The organism is Streptomyces sp. HUAS TT11 (assembly GCF_051553595.1).
Classification (GTDB): domain Bacteria; phylum Actinomycetota; class Actinomycetes; order Streptomycetales; family Streptomycetaceae; genus Streptomyces.
Window position 1 is genome coordinate 1,660,213 of sequence record NZ_CP196184.1, and the last position, 23,123, is coordinate 1,683,335.

The 23,123-nt window shown below is 69.8% G+C and carries 19 protein-coding genes and 1 pseudogene; 5 read left to right on the forward strand and 15 right to left on the reverse strand.

Features of this window, described 5'->3' with window-relative positions:
- Positions 1 to 15: 15 nt before the first annotated feature.
- The 3 genes from ACSHXN_RS07755 to ACSHXN_RS07765 form a co-directional block, all read right to left on the reverse strand.
- On the reverse strand, positions 16 to 846 hold the full coding sequence (locus tag ACSHXN_RS07755) for a phospholipid scramblase-related protein (RefSeq protein ID WP_356111384.1): 831 nt from the start codon (positions 844 to 846) through the stop codon (positions 16 to 18).
- Positions 847 to 931: 85 nt separating this feature from the next.
- The gene (locus ACSHXN_RS07760; protein ID WP_355139730.1) at positions 932 to 2,983 is read right to left on the reverse strand and encodes a phosphocholine-specific phospholipase C; all 2,052 of its coding nucleotides are present in this window, start codon (positions 2,981 to 2,983) and stop codon (positions 932 to 934) included.
- Between the two features lie 821 nt (positions 2,984 to 3,804).
- The gene (locus ACSHXN_RS07765; RefSeq protein WP_355139732.1) at positions 3,805 to 4,464 is read right to left on the reverse strand and encodes a hypothetical protein; all 660 of its coding nucleotides are present in this window, start codon (positions 4,462 to 4,464) and stop codon (positions 3,805 to 3,807) included.
- A 506-nt stretch (positions 4,465 to 4,970) separates the two neighbouring features.
- On the opposite strand from ACSHXN_RS07765, the pseudogene ACSHXN_RS07770 reads away from it, so the two are divergent.
- Positions 4,971 to 5,402, forward strand: a pseudogene (locus ACSHXN_RS07770) (hypothetical protein); the annotation flags it as partial.
- A gap of 143 nt (positions 5,403 to 5,545) precedes the next feature.
- Here the strand turns inward: ACSHXN_RS07770 and ACSHXN_RS07775 are convergent.
- The 11 genes from ACSHXN_RS07775 to ACSHXN_RS07825 form a co-directional block, all read right to left on the reverse strand.
- Entirely contained in the window at positions 5,546 to 6,706 is a 1,161-nt protein-coding gene (locus tag ACSHXN_RS07775) for a HoxN/HupN/NixA family nickel/cobalt transporter (protein ID WP_355139734.1), read from the reverse strand.
- A 200-nt stretch (positions 6,707 to 6,906) separates the two neighbouring features.
- Positions 6,907 to 9,084 carry a discoidin domain-containing protein gene (locus ACSHXN_RS07780; protein ID WP_438302841.1) on the reverse strand — a complete coding sequence of 726 codons (2,178 nt, stop codon included), beginning with the start codon at positions 9,082 to 9,084 and terminating at the stop codon, positions 6,907 to 6,909.
- Between the two features lie 59 nt (positions 9,085 to 9,143).
- The gene (locus ACSHXN_RS07785; RefSeq protein ID WP_438302842.1) at positions 9,144 to 10,751 is read right to left on the reverse strand and encodes a glycoside hydrolase family 13 protein; all 1,608 of its coding nucleotides are present in this window, start codon (positions 10,749 to 10,751) and stop codon (positions 9,144 to 9,146) included.
- A 36-nt stretch (positions 10,752 to 10,787) separates the two neighbouring features.
- The gene (locus ACSHXN_RS07790) at positions 10,788 to 11,663 is read right to left on the reverse strand and encodes a carbohydrate ABC transporter permease (RefSeq protein WP_355139740.1); all 876 of its coding nucleotides are present in this window, start codon (positions 11,661 to 11,663) and stop codon (positions 10,788 to 10,790) included.
- On the reverse strand, positions 11,660 to 12,616 hold the full coding sequence (locus tag ACSHXN_RS07795) for a carbohydrate ABC transporter permease (RefSeq protein WP_438302843.1): 957 nt from the start codon (positions 12,614 to 12,616) through the stop codon (positions 11,660 to 11,662). The genes ACSHXN_RS07790 and ACSHXN_RS07795 overlap by 4 nt, the downstream gene beginning before the upstream one ends.
- A 5-nt stretch (positions 12,617 to 12,621) precedes the next feature.
- Complete coding sequence (locus ACSHXN_RS07800; RefSeq protein WP_355139744.1) at positions 12,622 to 13,968, reverse strand: ABC transporter substrate-binding protein; 1,347 nt, start codon at positions 13,966 to 13,968, stop codon at positions 12,622 to 12,624.
- 110 nt (positions 13,969 to 14,078) lie between these two features.
- The gene (locus ACSHXN_RS07805; RefSeq protein ID WP_355139746.1) at positions 14,079 to 15,077 is read right to left on the reverse strand and encodes a LacI family DNA-binding transcriptional regulator; all 999 of its coding nucleotides are present in this window, start codon (positions 15,075 to 15,077) and stop codon (positions 14,079 to 14,081) included.
- A 144-nt stretch (positions 15,078 to 15,221) separates the two neighbouring features.
- Complete coding sequence (locus tag ACSHXN_RS07810) at positions 15,222 to 16,037, reverse strand: ABC transporter permease (protein ID WP_331264096.1); 816 nt, start codon at positions 16,035 to 16,037, stop codon at positions 15,222 to 15,224.
- A 15-nt stretch (positions 16,038 to 16,052) separates the two neighbouring features.
- On the reverse strand, positions 16,053 to 16,943 hold the full coding sequence (locus tag ACSHXN_RS07815) for an ABC transporter permease (RefSeq protein WP_355139749.1): 891 nt from the start codon (positions 16,941 to 16,943) through the stop codon (positions 16,053 to 16,055).
- Between the two features lie 9 nt (positions 16,944 to 16,952).
- Entirely contained in the window at positions 16,953 to 18,152 is a 1,200-nt protein-coding gene (locus tag ACSHXN_RS07820) for an ABC transporter substrate-binding protein (RefSeq protein ID WP_383358708.1), read from the reverse strand.
- Positions 18,153 to 18,193: 41 nt separating this feature from the next.
- On the reverse strand, positions 18,194 to 19,231 hold the full coding sequence (locus ACSHXN_RS07825) for an ABC transporter ATP-binding protein (protein WP_355139753.1): 1,038 nt from the start codon (positions 19,229 to 19,231) through the stop codon (positions 18,194 to 18,196).
- 113 nt (positions 19,232 to 19,344) lie between these two features.
- Here ACSHXN_RS07825 and ACSHXN_RS07830 point away from each other — a divergent pair, with 113 nt between their 5' ends.
- The gene (locus ACSHXN_RS07830) at positions 19,345 to 20,082 is read left to right on the forward strand and encodes a FadR/GntR family transcriptional regulator (RefSeq protein WP_383358709.1); all 738 of its coding nucleotides are present in this window, start codon (positions 19,345 to 19,347) and stop codon (positions 20,080 to 20,082) included.
- A 38-nt stretch (positions 20,083 to 20,120) separates the two neighbouring features.
- A complete protein-coding gene (locus tag ACSHXN_RS07835) occupies positions 20,121 to 20,876 on the forward strand; it encodes a cache domain-containing protein (protein WP_355799184.1) in 756 nt (251 codons plus the stop codon).
- Between the two features lie 125 nt (positions 20,877 to 21,001).
- Here ACSHXN_RS07835 and ACSHXN_RS07840 read toward each other — a convergent pair whose 3' ends face one another.
- Positions 21,002 to 21,670: an MmyB family transcriptional regulator gene (locus ACSHXN_RS07840; protein WP_438302844.1), complete on the reverse strand. Its 669-nt coding sequence runs from the start codon at positions 21,668 to 21,670 to the stop codon at positions 21,002 to 21,004.
- Between the two features lie 221 nt (positions 21,671 to 21,891).
- Here ACSHXN_RS07840 and ACSHXN_RS07845 point away from each other — a divergent pair, with 221 nt between their 5' ends.
- On the forward strand, positions 21,892 to 22,548 hold the full coding sequence (locus ACSHXN_RS07845; protein WP_355139761.1) for a helix-turn-helix domain-containing protein: 657 nt from the start codon (positions 21,892 to 21,894) through the stop codon (positions 22,546 to 22,548).
- A 32-nt stretch (positions 22,549 to 22,580) separates the two neighbouring features.
- Positions 22,581 to 23,111 (forward strand): toxin-antitoxin system, toxin component, encoded by a 531-nt coding sequence (locus ACSHXN_RS07850; protein WP_355139809.1) that lies wholly within the window; start codon positions 22,581 to 22,583, stop codon positions 23,109 to 23,111.
- The last annotated feature ends 12 nt before the right edge of the window (positions 23,112 to 23,123 follow it).

Sequence of the window (23,123 nt, forward strand, 5' to 3'; positions counted from 1 at the left end):
TACCGCCCGGGAGGCTCAGCCGAACCCGCGGGAGTCCTGCTTCAGTGCCGTGTCCACGGTCAGCGCGGTGGCCACGACCAGGCTCAGCAGGGGCTCGGGCAGCTGGTAGTGGATCTGCAGGACGTAGTTGTCCGCGGTCGTGAACATCGTCTTCGCCAAGCCCTCCCAGGTCTTCGTGATCCGGGCGACCTCGTTCTCGGCGTGGTCGACGATCGCGAAGTTCCAGGCGCGCCAGTTCTCCGCCTTGATCGCGCCGACCTGCTGGCCGTTCGCGTTCATCGCGAAGTTGATCTTTCCGATCATGTTCTGCTGGACGATCTCACCCACGGGCTGTCCGTCCGGACGCTCCACGACCACCCGGGACTTCAGGAACTTCGCGGGCCGGATCAGCACGAGCTGCGGCTGCCCGTGGGCGTCCCTGATCTCCAGCTTGTGCGTCAGGAACTGGTCGACACTGGAGACGAAGCGCAGGGCCTTCTTCAGCACGCTCTGCCCGATCTCGGTGACCGAGCCGATCTGGTTGCCGTTCTGGTCGAAGACGCTGTACTCGTTCGTCAGCTCGATCAGTTTGGCCTTCTGGTTCACCACCAGCACCGGTTCGGTGAACAGCGTGCCGCCGCCGGAGCCGCTCGCGGCGACTCCGGCCTGCTGCTGCACCTGACGCTGTACGCGCGGGTCCGGCGCCGCGGCCTGCTGCTGCTGCGCGTACGCCTGCTGCGGCACCTGGCCCTGGCCCTCGGCCTGGGTGTGCTGGGTCCACTGGGCGCCGTCCCAGTACCGCAGGGTCCGGGGCGCGCCGTGCGGGTCCGGGTACCAGCCCGCAGGAGTGTTCGATTGCGTGGTCACCGGGGCACACTACCCCGAGCACGCCGGTACCCGGCGAGCCCCCCGCAACACCGGACCCATGCCGCGTACGGCATCCGCCCCATGCCTACTTCGCGGCGATCGCGGGATCGCTCACGCCCGGCTGCCCGTTCTCGACGTGACCGGCGAGACGGCGCAGGAAGGAAGGGTCGGCGTCGGACGTGACGGTCAGGTCGTACCAGCGCCGGCTCGCCTTCAGGCCGACGGTGTACTTCACGGTGCCGTGGGAGCGCACCGTGAACGTCTTCGCCTTGCCGCCGTATCCGTCCCCGACCTTCAGCTTCACCGTGCGGGAGCCCTTGTTCACCAGGGTCAGCTCGACGTCGTCGCCGGTGTACCGCGCGCTGACCTCGGGACCCTCCTGCTTGCCGGGGCCCTTGAAGACGCGCAGGAAGCCGTTCGGCCCGTGCACGGTCAGGTCGTAGGACCCTCCGGAGTACGCGGAGTTCCACGTGTCCGACAGCGTCTTGCCGGCTGCGGTGGTGTAGGTCCAGGGGCCGTCGGTGCGGTTGCCGGAGGTGACGAGGAACGCGGCACCCGCGTGCGCACCGGAGGCGAACGTCAGCGTGAACGTTCCGGCGCCGGGGTCCGAGGATCCCGTCACGACGGGCGCGTACCCGAGCGGCCGGGTGGGCCGCTGGCCGCGCTCCTGCTTGGGCAGGGCCGAGTCGGCGGGCGGGGTCGGCACGAAGTCGGGGTGGCGGTCGCGGTCCGGCGGCTCGTAGCCGTCCGTGGCCGGCAGCGACACCGGCTTGGTGTCCTTGCGCGAGAAGTCGAACGCCGAGGTCAGGTCACCGCAGACGGCACGCCGCCAGGGTGAGATGTTCGGCTCGTGGACGCCGAAACGGCTTTCCATGAACCGGATCACGGACGTGTGGTCGAACGTCTCGGAGCAGACGTAACCGCCCTTGCTCCACGGCGAGACGACAAGCATCGGCACGCGCTGGCCGAGTCCGTAGGGACCGGCGACATGGGAGGCATCGCCCGCGAGGACGTCCGGGCCGGGGTCGACCGTGGACTTGCCCTGCGCCGCGGAGGCCGGCGGGAACGGCGGGACCAGGTGGTCGAAGAAGCCGTCGTTCTCGTCGTACGTGATGAACAGAGCCGTCTTGGCCCACACCTGCGGGTCGGAGGTGAGCGCGTCGAGGACCTGGGAGACGTACCAGGCGCCGTAGTTCGCGGGCCAGTTGGGGTGCTCGGTGAAGGCCTCGGGGGCGACGACCCAGGAGATCTGCGGCAGCTTGCCGCCCTTGACGTCCGCCTTGAGCCGGTCGAAGAAGCCCTCGCCCTTGCGGGCGTCGGTGCCGGTACGGGCCTTGTCGTACAGCGGGTCGCCCGGCTCGGCGTTGCGGTACTGGTTGAAGTACAGCAGCGAGTTGTCGCCGTAGTTGCCCCGGTAGGCGTCCTCGATCCAGCCCCAGCCACCGGCCGCGTCCAGGCCGTCACCGACGTCCTGGTAGATCTTCCAGGAGACCCCCGCCTTCTCCAGGCGCTCGGGGTAGGTGGTCCAGCCGTAACCCGCCTCGTCGTTGCCGAGGACCGGGCCGCCGCCCTTGCCGTCGTTGCCCGTGTAACCCGTCCACATGTAGTAGCGGTTCGGGTCGGTGGAGCCGATGAACGAGCAGTGGTACGCGTCGCAGATGGTGAAGGCGTCGGCGAGCGCGTAGTGGAAGGGTATGTCCTCACGCTTCAGGTACGCCATCGTCGTCGAGGACTTGGCGGGCACCCACTTGTCGTACTTGCCCCCGTTGAAGGCGGCGTGGCCGTCGTTCCAGCCGTGCGGGAGGTCCTGGATGAAGGCAAGGCCCAGGTCGTCGGCGTCGGGCCGGAAGGGGAGGATGTCCTTCGACCCGTCCGACTGGTGCCACACCGACTTGCCGTTCGGCAGCGTCACCGGTCGCGGGTCGCCGAAGCCGCGAACGCCTCGGAGCGTGCCGAAGTAGTGGTCGAAGGAGCGGTTCTCCTGCATCAGGACGACGATGTGCTCGACGTCCTCGATCGTGCCGGAGCGGTGGTGCGCGGGAAGGGCCGCCGCGCGCTCGATGCTGTTGGACAGCGCGGTGAACGCGGCGGTACCGCCTGCGAGTTGGAGGAATCGGCGCCGGTTGACTTCGGACATGACTGAACGACCTCTCATCCTGGTGCGGATGGCCGGAACATGAGGAAACGTGTGCGCAGCGAGTGTTCCAAGGGCAACAAACGTCAAGGAAGGGTTCGATGGCGCGCATGTGAAAGTCGCCGGTACAAGTGGTGTTCCTGTGCGCAGCGCAGGCCACAGCAGTAGCCGTTCGCCGCAGGTCACAGAGTTGAATGCGCCCGCGGGAACGACGACTTGTCCGGAGAGGTTGCCGCCGCGCCCCGCCCACGGACGGCACGGTCCTGTACTACGTCGACCTGGACACCCCCCATGCGCTCCGCGTGTTCGTGGAGCTGCGGGATCGCGCGAGCCGGCGTACGACGGAAAGCCCTCCGGGCGCCGTCCGTCGAGCCGCCGACGACGGCGGACGCGTCGTCAGATGTCATGGCGCGGAAGCCGTCGACGACACTGCGGGGGCTGCGGATCGCAGCGCGCCCCGGGCGCTCTCGCGGCGGCCGGTGATACGAGGCGGCGGCAGATCGCCGACCGTCCGGCCCGGCGTTTCGCGGCCCGGTCGTTTCCGCCGGGTGACGAGGGGTCGGCCGGCGCCTCACCTCCGTTGCCGGTGGCCGGAGCGGTCGACGGACTGCACTCCCCGAAATACGGCCGGAAGGTCAAGGAGAACGCGTACCTGACGTGGGCGGGAGAGGCGAGCGCGGAACTCGGCTCCTACGGCGTGGGGGCGACACCCGTGCCCGGTGCGACGGCGCGGCCGTTCCCGTCGCGAGGATCGAGCGACGCCCCGCGCTCACTCAGGATGTCCAGGCCCTGCCGCGGCACTCAGGCGGCCTCGTGGGCACCGTTCAGGCGCTGACCGCCTCGGTCCGGATGTCCTCGCGGACATGGCCCATCAGCTCGTCCAGGTCACCGACGGCGGGGTCGAGCTCCTCGGCCCGCGGCGCCGCCTTCTGGAGCCATGCCGCCGTGGCGAGGGCCAACTCGACGGCCTCTTTCCGCCTGCCGTCGCCGAGCAGCTCCTCGATCTTGAAGGAGATCCCCGCAAGGGTCTCGTCGTCCGTCTCCGGCACCAGGCTGTCCCTGAGGCCCGCCGGATAGGGCGTCCGCTGCCGGGACTCCCGGAGCGCGGTGACGACCGCGGTGTTCTCGCTGAACTGGTCGAGGAGGCCCATGAGGACGTACAGCCGCGCCACGAGCCGCGGCAGACCCGGGTGCCGGTCCAGCCAGGTCATCAGCTGGGTCTGTCCGCCGAGGTGCTCGATCAGCTCCGACATCGCCGAGGCGAGCGTGTTGGGCAGGACCCAGTGGAACGGCACCAGCCGCGCCACCTGGTCGGCGAGTTCCGACTCGTCCTGCCGGTCGGTCGAACCGGCGATGAAATCGCTGACCAGTACACGGTCCAGTCCGAAGCCGGGAGGCGCGGTCCTGTCGGTCGAGGAGTGGGACGAGTCGTGGCGCAGGCGCAGGACCTCGTCGGCGATCCTGCTCAGCAGTTTCTCGTGCATGCGTCCTCCCGGCGCGCCGTACGTTCCTCGTCGTTCCCGGTGGGTGTCCGCTCCCGGCGGCATGCCGTGGGGCGTGCGATCGACGGATGGAATGTCCCGAAACCTCCCTCAACACTGTGCCCCACCGACGCCCGGCGTGCGCGCCCGCCGGTCCGGGCGGGCTACGAAGGTCCCGGTCCGTCGGCAGTCGCGCGCGCCGGTGAGCGCCCGCTCACCGGCTGTCCGGACGGCCGTGTCCCGCTCCGCCCCGCCGTCGGCGCCCGCCTGCGGCCGGGCCGCGGTCATCCGGAACCCGGCCGCGGGCCGTGGCACGGGGCAGCACGTTCTCCGCCCGCGGTCGGTGCCGCGCCGTGGCCGGACGGTCCGCTCCACCATCCGCATGCCGGACACACCGACCGCAGCCCGTGCCGCCCCGCAGGGTGGCCCCCGCAGCGGTGAGCGGGAACGACCGCCGTCATACGCACGAGGCCCGACGAACACGCCGGCGAGTTGAAGGAGGCCCTGCCCTGACAGCACGCCCGGTGCCGGCCGGTCCCGTCGCCTGCCTCCTCCCGGCCAGGGCCGCCCCGGGCGCGCCCGGGGGCTTCGAGCCGCCGACCCTGCTGGACCGGCTGCTGACGGTGTACGTCGAGATGCTCGCCGATCTGCGCGCCGCCGGCGCCGAGTGGGTGCACGCTCGACGAGCCCGCACTCGTCCAGGACCGCGCTCCGGCCGAGCAGAACGCCGCCGCCCGCGCCCTTCGTGAACTGAGGCCGACGCACACCGCGCCCAGCCGTACGCCGAGCGCGCGACCGCCCAACGTGCCCATCTCGGCCTGCCGTTGCTGCCGACCACCACGATCGGCTCGTTCCCGCAGACCGGCGCACCGCGCACCGCACGTGCCGATCCGCGCGCGTGCCGCACCGACACGGCCGGCTACGAGGAGCGGATCAGGGCCGGCCCCGGGAGGTGCCCTGCTCGGCGAGTCGGCCAAGCTCCGCCTGCGCGACGACGGCACGCGCTGCGGGTCGGCCGCGTCCACCGGGTGGAGACGGTGGCGGAGGCTATCCGCAAGAACCCTGCGCCGGGCCGCGGCCGGCCCTATTCGGCGCCTTCCTCGGCCGGGGCGGGCCCCGCCAGGCCCGCGGTCCACTTCTCCTCGATACGGCCGACCTTCCACACCAGCAGGGCGACGGCCCAGGTGGCGAAGAACAGACCGACGATGACGTAGCCGATGACGTTCAGATCCAGGCCCGAGACCCAGTCCCAGAAGGCGCCGTGCAGACCCGCCTGGTCGGCGATCAGGCCGAGCAGTTCGACGGTGCCGATGATCAGTGCGACCGCGACGGACAGTCCGGTGATGGTGAGGTTGTAGTAGACCTTGCGGACCGGCTTGGAGAACGCCCAGCCGTAGGCGAAGTTCATGAACGAGCCGTCGATCGTGTCGAGCAGCGCCATGCCCGCCGCGAACAGGACCGGCAGGCACAGGATCGCGTACCAGGGCAGCCCGGACGCGGCGCCCGACCCGGCGAGCACGAGGAGCGCGATCTCGGTCGCCGTGTCGAAACCGAGGCCGAAGAGCAGGCCCAGGGGGTACATCTGCCAGGGTCTGGTGATGGACTTCATCAGCCGGCCCAGCAGACGGTTCATGAAGCCGCGGCTGTTGAGCTGCTCCTCCAGCGCGGCCTCGTCGAAGTGCCCGGACCGCATCCGCCGGAAGACCTTCCAGATCCCGGCCAGGACGAGCAGGTTGATGATCGCGATGACGTACAGGAAGGTGCCGGAGACGGTCGTACCGATCCAGCCGGTGACACCGTGCAGTTCGGATCCGTCGTTCTCGACCGGCCCGGCCAGCTCCCTCACACCCATGGACAGCAGGAAGGCCAGTGCGAAGACGACGCTGGAGTGCCCGAGGGAGAACCAGAAGCCGACCGACAGCGGGCGCTGCCCCTCACCCATCAGCTTGCGGGTCGTGTTGTCGATCGCGGCGATGTGGTCGGCGTCGAACGCGTGCCGCATACCGAGCGTGTAGGCGGTGACGCCGATGCCCACACCGAAGGTCTTGGTACCCAGGCTGTAGTGCTCGGGGGCGACGATCGCCACCAGCGTGAACCAGCCGATGACGTGCAACGCCACGATGAAGGCGGCCATCCCGCCCAGACGCGTCCATTCCCTGCGGGTCATCGACGTGCGTACGCGGCGCCACAGGATGCCCCGCCCGGCGGCCGGGCGGGCGGGAGCGGAACCAGGAGCGGTGGTCATGGGGGCGCGAGCCTTACTTCTCGGTGATCGACTGCTTTCAGTCGCACCCTCCAGGTTTCTGCGAATAAGTTGCAACAACAACATCAGGGCAGCAAAGCTCGCGCCAGACTTCGGTCAACGCCTCCTCAAGGACGCACACCCGGGTCGCTCCGCGCTTCGCCACCCTGCGGACCCGGACGGCGAAGCGCGGAGCGAGGGGATCACGAGGTCGAGTAGGCCTCCACCTCACTGAACTGGCCTGCGGGCCAGCCGGTGTTGGCCGTGACGGTCAGCCTCAGATAGCGCAGATCGGTGCCGGCGGGCAGGGTGACCGTGGCCGTGTTGCCGGTCGCCGGATCGAAGCGGTAGCCCTGCGGGCCCGCCACCGTCGAGTAGTTCGAGCCATCGGTGCTGCCGAGCACCGCGACGGTCTGGGTGCGGGCGCCCCACGCCGAGGACGGCGGCAGCTTCAGCACCAGCCGGCGCACGGCCCCGGCCGAGCCGAGATCCACCGTCCAGGACTGCGGGAAGGCGTTGTTGGCGGACTCCCAGTAGCTGTTGGCGTCCCCGTCCACCGCCTTGCCGGGGGTGTAGACGTCCTGGGATCCGGTCGCGGTGGCGGGGCGGCCCTTGGCCAGGTTGCGGTTCGGGTCCTGGGGCGGATTGCCCTGACCGGGCTGGGGCCAGGTCGAGCAGTCCGACCATGTGCTGTTCCAGCCGGAGTTGCCGCCTGCGTCGGTGAGCGCGAAGCTGCCGGAGCCGGACGGATAGGGGCAGTTGTAGATCCCGGCGGAACCGACACCGGAGGCGGTCACATTGCGGAAGACGGCCGCGCCCTGGGCCTCGGCCTGGATGACCACCGTGCCGGTGTTGCGCACGGTCGCGCCGTCCACGGTGACGTTCCTGACCGGGTACCCCTGCCCGCCGCCCGAGACGAACTCGAAGGCGCTGTAGGGGCTGTCGGTGATCGTCGTGTCGGTGATGGCGACCGTGGCGTTGATGGCGCTGTCGTAGGAGTCGACGCGCAGGGCGCTCATGGGGTGGTTCCAGTTGGGGTTCATGGCGCCGGTGCGGACGAGGGTGTTGCCATCGACCGTGATCGTGCCCGCCAGCGGGTTGAAGGGGTCGAGGAACTTCTGGTTGGAGATGGCGATACCGCTGCCGAGGGCGTTGGTGTCGGAGATCAGGTTGTTCCTCACGGCGATGTCGGTGCCACCGTAGATCGCGATGCCGTTGGCGAGGTTCGGCTGGGAGATGGTGTTGTTCTCGAAGCTGCTGTTGCTGTCCGGCGCGTACAGCGACCACATGGCCAGTGAGTCGTCGCCCTGGTTGCGCAGGAAGTTGTTGCGCACACGGACGCCCTTGGCGCTGCCGTTGAGGTTCAGGCCGTCCGCGGTGGTGTCCAGGATACGGTTGTTCTCGACGACGAGATTGTCGTTGTTGCCGGTCAGCCAGAGGCCCACCTTCAGGTGCTGGATCCACATGCCGGAGACCGACGAGTTCGGTCCGAGCGAGCCGTTGACGAAGTTGTCGGGGCTGGAGTCGACACGCTCGGTGACCTCGCCGACGACCGCGAAGTCCTTGATGTGGACGCCCCCGGACGAGCCGGACTGGTCGATGAAGCGGGAGGTGTGCACGACGGAGTACCAGCTGCCCGCACCCTGCAGGGTCACGTTCTGCACGCCGCCCAGCGACGAGGTCAGCCGGTAGTCGCCCGGCGGGATCCAGACCACTCCCCCCTGGGCTGCGGCGATGGCGTCCCGGAAGGCCTGGGTGGAGTCGCCCTGCCCGCTGGGGTCGGCACCCTTGGAGGTGACGGAGACCGATCCGGCCGGCTGGGCGGCGGCGGCCGCGACCTGTTCGAAGTCGGCGACGTCGACCGTGACCTGGGTGCCCGTCGACTCGAAGGCGATCCTGTCACCCGCTTGCACGTTCTGCCCGAGCAACAGCCGTGCGTTGTCGTAGAAGTGGTGGGTCTTCGAGCCGGGGATCCACCCGGTATCGATGTAGGAGTACTTGGAGGTGACCGCGAGGGTCCTGGACAGTCTCGTTCCGTTGACGTACACGTTCAGCGTGCCGGACTGACCATCGGGGACGCTGTAGGCGACGTTCACCGCGTTGGCCGCGCGCGGCACGGTGAACTCGACCCGCTGCCCGGCGCCGAGCCGCACGGCCTGGCGCCCGGACGCCTCGGAGGCGAGGGTGGCCTGGGTGTAGTCCGGGCCGATCCTGGTGCCGGTGGTGGCCGCCGACTCCGCCTCGACGGAGGTGAAGGGCAAAGTGGCGCCCGCGGCCGCGTGGGCCGCCGGGGCGAGCGAGACGAGCATGCCCGCGGCGAGGGCGACGGCCGCCCCCATTGCTGGCATGCGCCTGACATGTCTACGCGTGCTGCTGTGCATGTGCTGATCCCTTCATGGTGGGGGTACGGGGATAGCAGGGTGTGGTGCGGCACAGCGGCTCAGGCGCGCAGCCAGGCCGCCGTGTCCTGGGGCAGCCGGCCCTGGTCGTCCAGCGGACCGCTGGCGATGAGGACGCGGCTGTGCGGGGGAAGGTCGGCGGGCGTCGCGGCGAGGTTCACCAGGCAGTTCACGCCGTCGGCCCGGGTGAAGGCGAGAACGCCCTCGGGGGCGGGCAGCCAGGTCAGCGGGCCGTCCCCGAACACGGGGCGCAACCGGATCGCCTCCCGGTAGAGGGCGAGCATCGAGCCGCGGTCCCGGTGCTGGAGGTCGGCGGCGTACGCCGCCCAGTCGGTCGGCTGCGGCAGCCACGGCTCGTCCCGGGAGCCGAACCCGGCGTACGGGGCGTCGGCGGCCCAGGGCAGCGGGACCCGGCAGCCGTCGCGGCCGGGATCGGTGCCGCCCGAACGGAGGTACATCGGGTCCTGGATGCGGTCCGCGGGGACGTCGACCTCGGGCAGCCCCAGTTCCTCGCCCTGGTAGACGTAGACCGCGCCGGGCAGGGCCAGGGACAGCAGTGCGGCGGCCCGCGCCCGGCGGGTACCGAGCGCGAGGTCGGTGGGGGTGCCGAAGGCCTTGGTGGAGAAGTCGAAGCCGGTGTCCGTCCGTCCGTAGCGGGTGACCGTGCGGGTCACGTCGTGGTTGCACAGCACCCAGGTGGCCGGGGCGCCCACCGGGGCGTGCTCCGCGAGCGTCGTGTCGATCGACGTGCGCAGCCGCGCCGCGTCCCAGGGGCAGGACAGGAAGGAGAAGTTGAAGGCCGTGTGCAGTTCGTCGGGGCGGAGGTAGCGGGCGAAGCGCTCGGCGTCCGGCAGCCACACCTCGCCCACGAAGATTCCGTCGTAGTCGTCGGCCACGGCCCGCCAGGACCGGTAGATGTCGTGGAGTTCGTCGCGGTCCACGAGCGGGTTGGGGTCCCGGCCCTCGACGAAGTCCGGCAGTGCGGGATCCTTGGCGAGCAGGGCCGCCGAGTCGATGCGCACGCCCGCGACGCCGCGCTCGAACCAGAAGCGCAGGATGTCCTCGTGCTCCTGGCGGACGGCCGGGTGGGCCCAGTTGAGGTCCGGCTGCTCCGGCGTGAACAGGTGCAGGTACCAGTCGCCGTCGGGCAGCCGGGTCCACACGGGCTCGGTGGAGCCGGCGAACTGGGACGGCCAGTCGTTGGGCGGCAGCTCGCCGTCCGCGCCGCGTCCGCGCCGGAAGTGGAAGAGTTCGCGCTCCGGGCTGCCGGGTCCCGCGGCGAGGGCCGCCTGGAACCACGCGTGCTGGTCGGACACGTGGTTGGGCACGATGTCCACGATGGTGCGCAGGCCCAGCTCCCGCGCTTCGGCGATCAGTTTCTCCGCCTCGGCGAGCGTGCCGAAGGCGGGGTCGATGGCGCGGTAGTCGGCGACGTCGTAGCCGCCGTCCTTCATCGGTGACAGGTACCAGGGGTTGAACCACAGGGCGTCCACGCCGAGTTCGGCGAGGTACGGCAGCCTGGCGCGGACGCCCGCGAGGTCTCCAGTGCCGTCCCCGTCGCCGTCCGCAAAGCTGCGGACGTACACCTGGTAGATGACGGCGGAGCGCCACCAGTCCATGTCTTTCCGGGCAGGGGTGGGCTGTCCCACTGTGCTTGCCTTTCTGTCTCGGGGAGGAGGGCGGTGTCAGCCCTTCGTGCTGCCCGCGCTGATTCCGGCGATGATGTGCCGCTGGAAGACGAGGAACAGCGCGACCATGGGAATGCTGGCGATCACCATCGCGGCCACGAGCACGGTCAGCTGGATGTTCTGCGACAGCTGCACCAGGGCCACGCTGATCGGCTGCTTGTCGGTGTCGGAGAAGACCATCAGCGGCCACAGGAAGTCCTGCCACACCGCGACCAGCGCGAAGATCGAGACCACGCCGAGGACGGGTCGCGACATGGGCAGCACGATCGACCACAGGATGCGCAGCGGGCCGGCGCCGTCGATCTCCGCGGCCTCCAGGACGTCCCGTGGGATCTGGTCGAAGAACCGTTTGAGCAGGTAGAGGTTGAAGGCGTTGGCGACCGCCGGCAGCCAGATCGCGAGGGGGTCGTTCAGCAGGCTGGTGTGGAGCAGCGGCAGGTCCGCCACCGTCAGGTACTTGGGCACCACCAGCGCCTGGACCGGGACCATCAGGGTGGCGAGGATGCCGCCGAGGATCACCTTGCCGAAGGCGGGCCGCAGTTTGGACAGCGCATAGGCGGCGGCCGTGCAGAACACCAGCTGGAACAGCCAGGCGCCGGCGGCCTGGACGACCGTGTTCCACAGATGCTGCGGCAGCTGCATCAGGTCCCAGGCGTCGGTGTAGCCGCCCAGGTTCCAGTGCCGTGGGATCAGTGTGGGCGGGGTCTCGGCCACCTCGTCGGGCGACTTCATCGCGCCCGTCGTCATCCAGTACACGGGGAACAGGAAGGCGAGCGTGAACAGCGCGACGACGCCGGTGAACACGGTCCAGTACACCGCCCTGCCGCGCGGGCGGGCCAGGGCGGCCGGCGACACCAGGGTCCGGGTGCTCATGCGTCCTCCTCTCCGGAGCGGGTCAGCCGCAGGTAGAGGGCGGAGAAGAGGCCGAGCAGCACCAGCAGCATGACGCTCAGCGCACAGGCGCCGCCGAAGTCGTTGTAGAGGAAGGCGTACTTGTAGATCAGATAGAGCACGGTGACCGTGGCGTTCTCCGGGCCGCCGCCGGTGATCACGAACGGCTCGGTGAAGACCTGCATCGTCGCGATGATCTGCAGCAGCATCAGCATGAGGATGACGAACCGGGTCTGCGGGATCGTCACGTGCCGGATGCGCTGGAGGAGGTTCGCCCCGTCCAGTTCCGCGGCCTCGTACAGCTCGCCGGGGATGGACTGGAGCGCGGCCAGGTAGATCAGGACGGTGCCGCCCATGTTGGCCCAGGTCGCCACGAGCACCAGCGAGACCAGGGCGGTGTCGGCACCGTTGGTCCAGTTCGAGGTGGGCAGGTGCAGGAAGCGGAGCGCCTCGTTGGCGAGGCCGGCTCCCGGATCGTAGAACCACTTCCACAGCAGGGCGCTGACCACCGGCGGAATCATCACCGGCAGGTAGACCACGACCCGGAAGAGCGCCTTGGCGTGGCGCAGTTCGTTCAGGACGAGGGCCAGGACGAAGGGGACCGCGAAACCGATCAGCAGGGCCAGCAGCGTAAAGGTGAGGGTGTTGCGCCAGGCGGCGCCGAACTCCGGATCGTGCAGCACACGGGAGAAGTTGGCGGTGCCGACCCACTCGGGCGAGGAGCCCGGCGTGTACTTCTGGAAGGCGATCACGACCGCGCGGATCGCCGGGTACCAGGAGAACAGGGCGAAGCAGATCAGCCCGCCGAGGAGGAAGCCGTACGCGCGGGCCTGGTCCACGAGGCGGCGCCGCCTCCGGCCCCCTACCGGAGGCGGCGCCGGTACCGGGTGTACGGGGACCGCCGGGGCCGTCCTCCGTGCAGCCGTCTTGGTCATCGCCGTCAGCCCCGGGCCAGGATGCCGTCGATCTTGCCGGAGGCGTCCTTGAGGAGCTGGTCGATGTCGGCGTCCTTCTTGGTGAGGACGGCCGAGACGGCACCGTCGAGGACGGAGTAGATCTGCTGGGCGTTCGGCGGCTCGATCTTCATCTGGAGCGCCTGGTTGCCGTCGAGGAAGGACTGGTAGTTGTCGACCGGCACATTGGCGTTGGCCTTCTTGACCTCCTGGTCCTTGGCGTCGGCGGCGCCGGTGAACAGCCGTGGCTCCGGGAGACCGACCGGGGCGTTGTTCTGCTTGGCACGCGTGTAGTCGCCGAGGAAGCCCTTGCCGGGGGTGAGGAACATGTGGTCGAGCCACTTCAGTCCGGCCCGGATCTGCTCCGGGGTGGCCTTCTTGTTGAACATGTAGCCGTCCCCGCCGATCAGCGTGCCCTTGCCGCCGGGCATGGGGGCGATCGCGAGATCCTGGTAGTTGCCGCCCTTCTCCTTCACCAGGATCGGGATGTTGTCGGGGGCGGAGAGGTACATGCCGAGCTTCCCCGAACCCATCAGCTGCTGCACGTCGTTGATGACGAGGAGCTGCTTGCTGCCCATGGAGTTGTCGGTCCAGCGCATGTCGTGCAGGTTCTGCAGCACCGCGTGGCCCTCGGGGGTGTCGACGCTGGCCTTCTTGCCGTCGGCGCTGACGACGTCCCCGCCCTGCGAGTACAGCTCGGCGGTGAAGTGCCAGCCGCCCTGGTTCTGTGCGCTGTAGTCGGCGTAGCCCACGGTCCCGTTGCCGAGCGCGGCTATCTTCTTGGCGTCGGCGCGGACCTCCTCCCAGGTGGCCGGGGGCTTCTCGGGGTCGAGGCCGGCCCGCTCGAAGAGCTTCTTGTTGTAGATCAGCCCCATCGAGTACCCGGTGCGCGGGATGCCGTAGACCTTGCCGTCGACGGTGTAGATGTCCCGCAGCTGCTGCTGCAGGGTGTCGTAGCTCTTCAACTCCTTGACGTACGAGGTGATGTCGGCCGCCTGCCCGGTGTCGACGACGTGCTTGACGTCCGTGAAGTACGTGTAGAACACGTCCTCCATCTGGCCACCCGCGAGCTTGGCGTCGAAGGTCTTGGGGTCCTCGCAGGGGAACGCGTCATGGGCGACGACGTCGATGTCCGTGTTCTTCTTCTCGAAGGACGCGATGTCGTCCTCGAAGAACTTGCGGTCCACCTTGGCGCTCTTGGGCGGCTCGCAGTTGACCGTGATACGCGTCTTGCCGCTCGCCGAGTCGCCGTCTGATCCGCATGCGGACGCGGCGAGGGCGAGCGAACAGACGCTGAGCGCGGCGAGGGTACGTCGGATCCCGGTGCTTCTCATCGGTGGACCCCTTCGGGCAGGAGCGGTGGGCGCCGCACACTCAAGCACCGACAGCAGCAAGCCGCAAGATGTCGCGCAGAATCTGAAATTATTTGACAGTACACCGGATCTCAGTAACGCGGTGCTTGCGCAGTCGACCCCCTGACCACCAACTCGGGCTCGAACAGCAGCTCGTCAGCCGGGACGGAACTGCCCCCGATCTGCACGTTCAGCAATTCGACGGCGGCCTTCCCCATCGACTCGATCGGCTGCCGGACCGTGGTGAGAGGCGGTTCCGTGCAGTTCATCAGTGCCGAGTCGTCGTAGCCCACGACCGAGATCCGGGACGGGACGTCGAGGCCCCGGCGGCGGGCAGCCCGCACCACACCCAGCGCCAGCGGGTCGCTGGCGCAGATGAAGCCGGTGACCCCCCGGTCGATGAGCTTGGTCGCCGCCGCGTGTCCACCCTCGATGGAGAAGATGGTCCGGGCGACGAACTCGTCGGGCAGTTCCCCGGCGATCGCCCGTGCCGCCGCGAGTTTGCGCGCCGAGGGGACGTGGTCCCCGGGCCCGAGCACCAGCCCGATCCGCTCGTGCCCCAGCGAGGCGAGGTGGCGCCATGCCTGCTCGACGGCCACGGCGTCGTCGCAGGAGACGCCGGGGAAACCCAGGTGCTCGATCGCCGCGTTGACCAGCACCACCGGGATGTTCCGGTCCGCGAGCAGCCGGTAGTGGTCGTGCGGCGCGTCGGCCTGCGCGTACAGACCGCCGGCGAAGACGACGCCGGAGACCTGTTGTTGCAGCAGCAGCGCCACGTAGTCCGCCTCGGAGACGCCGCCCTTAGTCTGGGTGCACAGCACGGGAGTCAGCCCGAGTTGCGCCAGCGCACCCCCGATGACCTCGGCGAACGCCGGGAAGATGGGATTCTGCAGCTCCGGCAGGACGAGCCCGACCAGCCGGGACCGCTCCCCGCGCAACTGCGTGGGCCGCTCGTAGCCGAGTACGTCGAGTGCGGAGAGCACCGACTGCCGGGTGGCCTCGGAGACACCGGGCTTGCCGTTGAGCACCCGGCTGACCGTGGCCTCACTGACCCCGACCTTCTTCGCCACTTCAGCAAGTCGTCGCGTCATGCGCGCAAGAATAGCGCAAGAAATGCAAGCTGTTTGCGTTCAGGTGACATCCGGCATCCGCCGATCCGGCGACGGGCATCCCCGGCCGGGGCCGCGAGTGGCGGCCGGGGGACCGCGGCGCGGAACGCGCCGCACGTCGTCCGGCTAGATCCGGCTCTCCGTCGCCGTGTCCGCCGACAGGCGCTGGGCGATGTAGATCGGGATCACCGACAGCAGCACGAGCACCGCCGCCACCACGTTCACCACCGGGGCCTGTTGCGGCCTGGTCATGTTGTTGAAGATCCAGATCGGGAGGGTCTCGATGCCGGGTCCGGCCGTGAACGTGGTCACCACGATCTCGTCGAAGGACAGCGCGAAGGCCAGCAGCGCACCCGCGAACAGCGCCGAGCGCACCAGCGGGAAGGTGACGTCGACAAAGGCCCGGAACGAGTCGGCACCCAGGTCCATCGCCGCCTCCTCGTACGTGCCGGAGGTACGGCGCAGCCGCGCGACCACGTTGTTGAACACGACGACGATGCAGAACGTCGCGTGTCCGACGATCACGGTGAACAGCCCGAGGCCGACGCCGAGCGGCTCCAGCACCGTACCGAAGGCCGAGTTGAGCGCGATGCCGGTGACGATGCCGGGCAGTGCGATGGGCAGCACGACGACGAAGGAGAGCGCGTCGCGCCCGAAGAACCGGTGCCTGGCCACCGCGAACGCGATCAGCGTGCCGAGCACCAGCGCGATCGCCGTGGCCCCGAGACCCGCCTTCACCGAGACCCAGAGCGCGTTGCGGGCACCGGCGTTCTCCCAGGCCACCGACCACCAGTGGGCGGTCCAGCCGGGTGGCGGCCAACTCGCGCTGCGGTCGGGGTTGAAGGAGTTGACCAGGACGAGCGCGAGCGGAACGTAGATGACCGCGAAGCCTATTCCGGCGGCGATGCGCAGCGCGATACGCGCCGGGCGGGACAGTTGCATGACGAGGGACCTCTTCTAGAGGCTGCTGAGCGCGCCGGTGCGGCGCATCGCCAGCAGGTACAGCACGATGACCACCACCGGAACCGTGCCCAGGGCGGCGGCCATGGGCAGGTTGAGTTCGATGTTGGAGTAGACGAGGTTTCCGATCAGCTGGGTCTTGCCGCCGACGATCTGGACCGTGATGTAGTCGCCGAGGCTGAGGGAGAAGGTGAAGACCGAGCCGGCGGCGACCGAGGGCAGCACCATCGGCAGGACGACCGAGCGGAAGGTGCGCCCGGGCCGCGCTCCCAGATCGGCCGACGCGTCCATCAGGCCCGCGGGCAGTTGCTCGAGCGCCGTGTGGATCGGCAGGATCATGTACGGCAGCCAGAGGTAGGTGAGCGTCATGACCGTGGCCGGGAGGCCGAAGCCCGGACCGCCGAGGCCCAGCGGCTTCAGCATCCAGTCGGCGAGCCCGCCCTCGGACAGGATCAGCCGCCACGCGTACACCTTCACCAGATAACTCGCCCACAGCGGCGTGAGGATGGCCACCACCAGCAGAGGCCGCCACCTGGGCCGGGCGACCCGCGCGGTGTAGAAGGCCACCGGGAAGGCGATCACCGCGCACAGGACGGTGACGGCGAGGGCCACGCCGACGCTGCGCAGGATGACCTGCCGGAAGACGGGCGTGGTGAACAGCTCGTGGAAGTTGTCCGTCGACCAGACCTTCACCACCTCGGAGGTGAAGGAGTTCGTCGTCCAGAACGCCGAGATGAACAGGATGGCCAGCGAGCCGAGATACAGCACGGCCAGCCACAGCAGCGGGGCGGTCAGCAGCAGGGACAGCCGCAGCCGCGGGCGGCGGTGCAGCAGCCCGGCGAGCCGCCGGACGGGGGACCGTCCGGCGGCAGGCAGGGTGGCGGTCATGTGGTGCCCTCAGCCCTTGATCTCGGTCCAGGCCTGGACCCACTTGGCGTACGGGACGCACTTGACGTCCGTACGGCCGTCGAGGCACTGCTCGATCGGCGTGTTCCAGAAGGCGACGTTCTTCCAGTAGGCCGTGTCGGCGGCGTGGAAGGTGGTGCAGAAGCTCTTGTCGCTGGTCTCGTCGCACGCCTTGGCGTTGGACGGCGCCTCACCGAAGTACTCGGCGACCTGGGCGTTGACCTTCGGCGAGATGATCCAGTCCATCCACTTGTAGCCGCAGTTGGGGTGCTTGGCCTTGGCGGAGAGCATCCAGGTGTCGGACCAGCCGGTCGCACCCTCCTTGGGCACGAACGCCTTGACCTTGGCGCCCTCGCCCTGCGTGAGGTTGGCGATGACCTGCCAGGTGGTGCCGATCACGGAGTCGCCGCTCTTGAATGCGGAGACCTCCTTGAGGTAGTCGCCCCAGTACTCGCCCACGTTCGCGTTCTGCTTCTTCAGCAGATCGACCGCCGCGTCGAACTGCTTCTGGTCCAGCGCGTAGGGGTCCTTGATCTTCAACTCGGGCTTGGTGGCCTTCAGATACAGCGCCGCGTCGGCGATGTAGATCGGCGAGTCGTACGCGGTGACGTGGCCCTTGTACTTCGCCGCGTCGTCGAAGACGGCGGACCAGGAGGTCGGCGCGGGCTTGACCTTGTCGGTGTTGTACATGAGCAGGTTGGCGCCGCGGCCGTGCGGGATGCCGTACGCCTTGCCGCCCACGGAGTTCCAGGCCTGCAGCTTCAGGTCGCCGAAGACGTCCTTGTAGTTCGGTACGAGGTCGGTGTTCACCGGCGCCGCGTCACCGGAGGCGATCAGCCGCAGGGAGGCGTCGCCGGAGGCGGAGACGGCGTCGTACTCGCCGGTCTTCATCAGCTTGACCATCTCGTCGGAGCTGGCGGCGACCTTGGAGTGAACCTGGCAGCCGGTCTGCTTCTCGAAGTCGCTGACCCAGTCGACCTTGGGGTCGTTGGAGCCGTCCTCGACATAGCCGGCCCAGGCGATCAGATTGACCTGCCCCTCGGTCTTGCCGAGCTTGGTCGGCGCCTTCAGGTCCGGCGGATTGAGGCCCGTGGACGAGGAGGAGCCGCCCGAGTCGGACGAGCCGCAGGCGGTGGCCGCGATCAGCACCGCGGCGGCGGCGACGGCCTTGAGGGTGGGAGTGAGACGCACGACGTTCTCCATACGTGACGGTGGGGGTGGCGTGGAGCGGGTCAGCGGTCGGCGGGGACCTGCACGGCGTGGCGGCGGTGCCACTGGAGGCGCACCCGGGCGCCCCGGTAGGCCGCGACGTCCTCTGAGGAGGTCTCCAGGTTCTGCTGGAGCGCGGTGAGGCGGCCGCCCGCGTCGAGGTCGACGAGGAAACGGGTGACGTCTCCCACGTAGACCACTTCGGCGACGGTGCCGGTGGCGGTGGAGTGCTCCGGCTCGTCCGCGATGGCGGACTCCTTGAGGACCCGGATCTTCTCGGGCCTGATGCTGTACGTGCCGGCCGTGCCGGTGACCCGTTCGGCCGCCTCGTCCTGGAGCAGGTTCGACGTGCCCACGAAGGAGGCGACGAACGCGGTCGCGGGGCGCTCGTAGATCTCGGCGGGCGTGCCGACCTGCTCGATACGGCCCTGGTTGAAGACGGCGATGCGGTCGCTCATCGTCAGGGCCTCCTCCTGGTCGTGGGTGACGAACACGAAGGTGATCCCGACCTCGCGCTGGAGCGCCTTGAGTTCGACCTGCATCTGCTCGCGCAGCTTCAGGTCGAGCGCGCCGAGCGGCTCGTCGAGCAGCAGCAGACGGGGGCGGCCGACGAGGGCGCGGGCGAGTGCGACCCGCTGCCGCTGGCCGCCGGAGAGCTGACCGGGGCGCCGCTTGCCGAACCCTTCGAGACGCACGTCGGCCAGTGCCTCACGGGCCCGCTGGAGCCGCTCCGCCTTGGGCACCTTGCGCACCTTCAGGCCGTACGCGACGTTCTGCTCCACGGTCATGTGGGGGAAGAGCGCGTAGTCCTGGAAGACGGTGTGCACATCGCGCTCGAACGGCGCGAGTCCGGTGACCTCCTGGCCCGCGAGTCGGATGGTCCCGGAGGTGGGGCTCTCGAAGCCCGCGATCATGCGCAGGACGGTGGTCTTGCCGGAGCCGGACGGACCGAGCATCGAGAAGAACTCGCCGTCGGATATCTCCAGATCCACCCCGGCCACGGCGGTGGTGTCGCCGAACTCCTTGCGGAGCCCGTGCAGCCGGATCGCGCTTCCCTCCATGGACGGGAACCTTTCTGGTGCACTCTTACGTTGAGTGTAAAGATATGAAGTCATAGTTCAAAGCTCAAGCCCCTCTTAAGGTAAAGGTTGAGTCAACGCACAAGGTGGTGACCGTGAAGCACAACAGAGGCGACGGAGCCCGGAGAGCCGTGTTCACTCCGGTGGACACCAGGGCGCGCGTCGAGACGGTCGCCCGCCGGCTCGGCGATGCCATCGAGCTCGGTCTGCTCGCCGACGGGGAACAGCTGCCCGGCGAGAGCGAGCTCGCGGGACAGCTCGGCGTGTCCACCGTGACCCTGCGGGAGGCGCTGATGGCGCTGCGGCAGCAGGGTCTGGTCACCACCCGGCGCGGACGCGGCGGCGGCAGCTTCGTCTCGCTGCCCGCCGACCCCGCCGAGGAGCGGATCAGGGCGCGGCTGGCGGGCTGGGGCACGGAGGAGCTGCGGGACCTGGGGGACCACTGGGCGGCCGTGTCCGGGGCCGCCGCCCGGCTCGCGGCCCAGCGCACCGAGCCGGACGACCTCCAGCAACTGCACCGGACCCTCGAGGAGTTCGCGGGGGCCGAGGACGCCGCCGCACGCAGCCGGGTGTACGGCCGGTTCCATGTCGAGCTGGCCGCCGCCGCGCAGTCCGCCCGGCTCACCCGGGAACAGGTGGCGCTCCAGACGGAGGTCGGGGCTCTGCTGTGCCTGGTACTCGGCGACGACGCCTATCGCGAAGAGGTGGCGGACCGTCACCGCTCCGTAATCTCCGCCGTGCAGGATGGGGCCCACGATTCGGCCAGGGAGCTGGTCGAGCGGTGCGTCCAGGAATCGACGGCACGGCTCATCGCGCTGCGCCTCACCCTGTAACGCGCCGGCTTCCGGTCCGTGTGCAGGGGAGGGCGCCGATGCGCAGGAGCCCCGGTCCGCTCGCCCCGCCCGAGACGGACGTGACGGCGCGGACGGCTTCCGCCCTGGAGGCGGTCTTCGACGCCGTGGTGCAGACCGGCACCGACGCCGCCGCGCTGCTCGCGCGGGTGGCCGGACAGGGGCGGCGGCCCGCGTCCGTGGATCTGGCGGGACTGCGCCCCGGACTCCATGCCCGCCTCGCCCGCGAGGAGTTGGTGTCCGGTGCGGGGTTCGTGGCCGCGCCGGGTCTGCTGAGCGATGTGCCGGCGTGGCTCGAGTGGTGGCAGACCGGATCGGACGGCGACGTGAGGCCGCTGCTGCTCGACCTGGACCCGGCGCGCTCGGCGTACTCCGACTACACGCACTGGGACTGGTTCGCGCTGCCCCGGGACACCGGGCGGCGTGCGGTGGCGGGACCGTACGTGGACTACCTCTGCTCGGACGAGTACAGCCTCACCCTGTCGGCGCCCGTGCGCCTCGCGGGACGGTTCGCGGGGGTGGCCGCCGCCGACGTGTATCTGCGGCACTTCGAGGCGGCCGTGCTGCCGCTGCTGCGCCGTCTGCCGGAGCCCGCCCATCTGGTCAACGCCCGTGGCCGGGTGGCCGCGTCGGCCGACACCGCGCATCTGGCCGGTTCGCTCACCAAGGGCCCCGACTTCGCCGCCGTACTGGAGCGGGGTCGTCCCGGCAGCTGGCGGGACCTGCGGCTGGTCCCGTGCGACGGTGTTCCGCTCGTGCTCGTCGTGGGCCGCTGAGCAGGTACCGCGCCCGGGAACGGGAACGAGCCCCGGCGCCGTCGGCGACCTGAACGCCGACGGTGCCGGGACCCCGCGGAGGTGCGGCGCACGGTCCGCATGCCCCGGTGGACGGGACCGGGACATCAGCCCCGCGGGGACGGCACCACGCTGAGGTGGCTCCCGGTGCGCCCGGCACGGCGCGACCCGGGGGCGGAGGGCACCGGACCGCGCGCCTCGCGCAGTACCAGGGTCAACCGCGAGTACCCCATGTCCTGAAGGGTCTTCGGAGTCTCCCCCACCACCCGGCAGTCCCGGCCCCACCGCGGGTCGGGGTGCAGCAGCGGACGCACCGCCCCGTCGTGCTCCACTGCCTCCGGCCCGACCGCGCGGATCCAGTGCGGCAGTCCCTGCCGGTAGGCGGCCTCCATGATCGGGTCCTGGGCGATGTCACGGCGGATGGCCTGGAGTTGGTGGTCGTGGCCGTGCCGCTCCACGGCCGCGGCGAAGTGCGCCAGCATCGGCAGGCACCAACTCGACTCGTGCTCACCGAGGATCGTGCCCGCGTCCGGGTGGAACAGCACGAAACGCAGGAAGTTGTCTCCCGGCATGGCCGTCGGATGCGGTGCCACCGACCGGAAGAGCGTCTCGAACGCGGCGTTCGCGAGAACGACGTCCCAGCGGTGGTCGAAGACGACCGACGGGAAGGGGACGGCTTCCAGAAGCGTGGCATAGTCGTGCAGATACGCCCGTGCTCGTGGACTCTCGGGGACGGGCCGCGGCTGCGACCGCTGCCCTCCTGCCTGATACGCCATCGGGAGGTCACCCCTCTTGCCCTTGCGCCCTTCACGCGGCGCCCCGATCCTGGTGCCCCGAGTCCATGCGTGTCAACTATCGTGGCATTTGGCGTCTGTTGACGGCCGAATCTCGCCACAGTTGTGGCGAGACCTGGATGTGAGTTCGAGAAAACAGCTAACCTCCGGATGGTTCCGCACCACCAAGACAACGATGTGAGCGAGACGTAGGAGACCTGTCGGTGACGGATGGCTTCGAGGTTCCGGGCGCCACGGCGACGGGTCTGCTGCCGGCCGTCGTCGCCCGTGTCACCGCCCTCGCCGACCGGCTGGGCGTGCCGCACACGGAGGTCTTCGACGTCCCCCGTCTGTCGGCCGCGTCCGGCGTGGCCGAGCCGGTGGTGAAGGCCCTGCTGGGCGGGGTGCCCGCCGGGGAGCCGGATCTCCAGGCGCGGTTCCTCCAGCGGCTGGACCTGCTGCGGCGCACCCGGCTCAAACCCAACGGACGCAAATACACCCAGCAGGAGATCGCCGACGGAGCGGGGATGTCGCGCCAGCAGGCCGGCGCGCTCATCAACGGCGACCGGCGCCCCACCATGGAGCACTGCGACGCCATTCAGCGTTTCTTCAAGGTGCATGCCGGGTTTCTCTCGGCCGAGGACCCGGAGGCGCTCGTGAACACCCTCCAGCGCTGCGAACAGGAGCTCCTCCAGCAACTCGCGGACCGCGAGCGTGAGGCGGCCGCCGCCACCGAGGACCCTTTGGAGCAGCTGCTCCAGGACCACGGTGTCCGCGGCATCGCCTGGCGGGCGGCCCAGCTGCCCACCGACCAGCACCGGGACAAGGTCGCGGAGTGGCTGGACATGCTCCTGGAGAGCGTCAAGCGGCCCGAGTCCTGATCCGGGGGAGAACTGTGGGCATCGGAAGGGAAATGCGCCGCCTGTGCGGCGAGTTGGTCACGGAGCTGTCGCTCCCGGCGCCGGCGGAGCCGGCCGACCTCTGTGCCGCGCTGTGCGACGGCATGAGCAGACGCCGCGGCCGTCCCGTCCAGTTCCGCACCGCGGCCTTCCCGCCGGGCACGGCCAGCGGGCTCTGGCTCGACATGGCCGACCAGGATCTCGTCGTGGTCGAGGAGCGCACCGCCCCCGACCATCAACTGGTGATCCTGGGTCACGAGCTGTGGCACATGAACGCCGGTCACCACGGCCACCACGTGGAGGGCGCCGTGGTCGCGACGCGGCTGCTCAGCGACACCGCGGACCTGCAGGCGACCGTCCTGAGGGTCGCCGCACGTACGCACTTCGACGTCACCGACGAGAAGGACGCGGAGAGCTTCGGACTGCTGCTGGCCAGCAAGTGCCGGACGTGGCTGGCCGGTTCGGCGCTGCGCGGTCCCGTCCAGCGCGACGGCCTCGCCGGGCGGATAGAGGCGTCGCTGGGGTATCGCGGGCCGCAGGGCTGAGGGACGAAGACA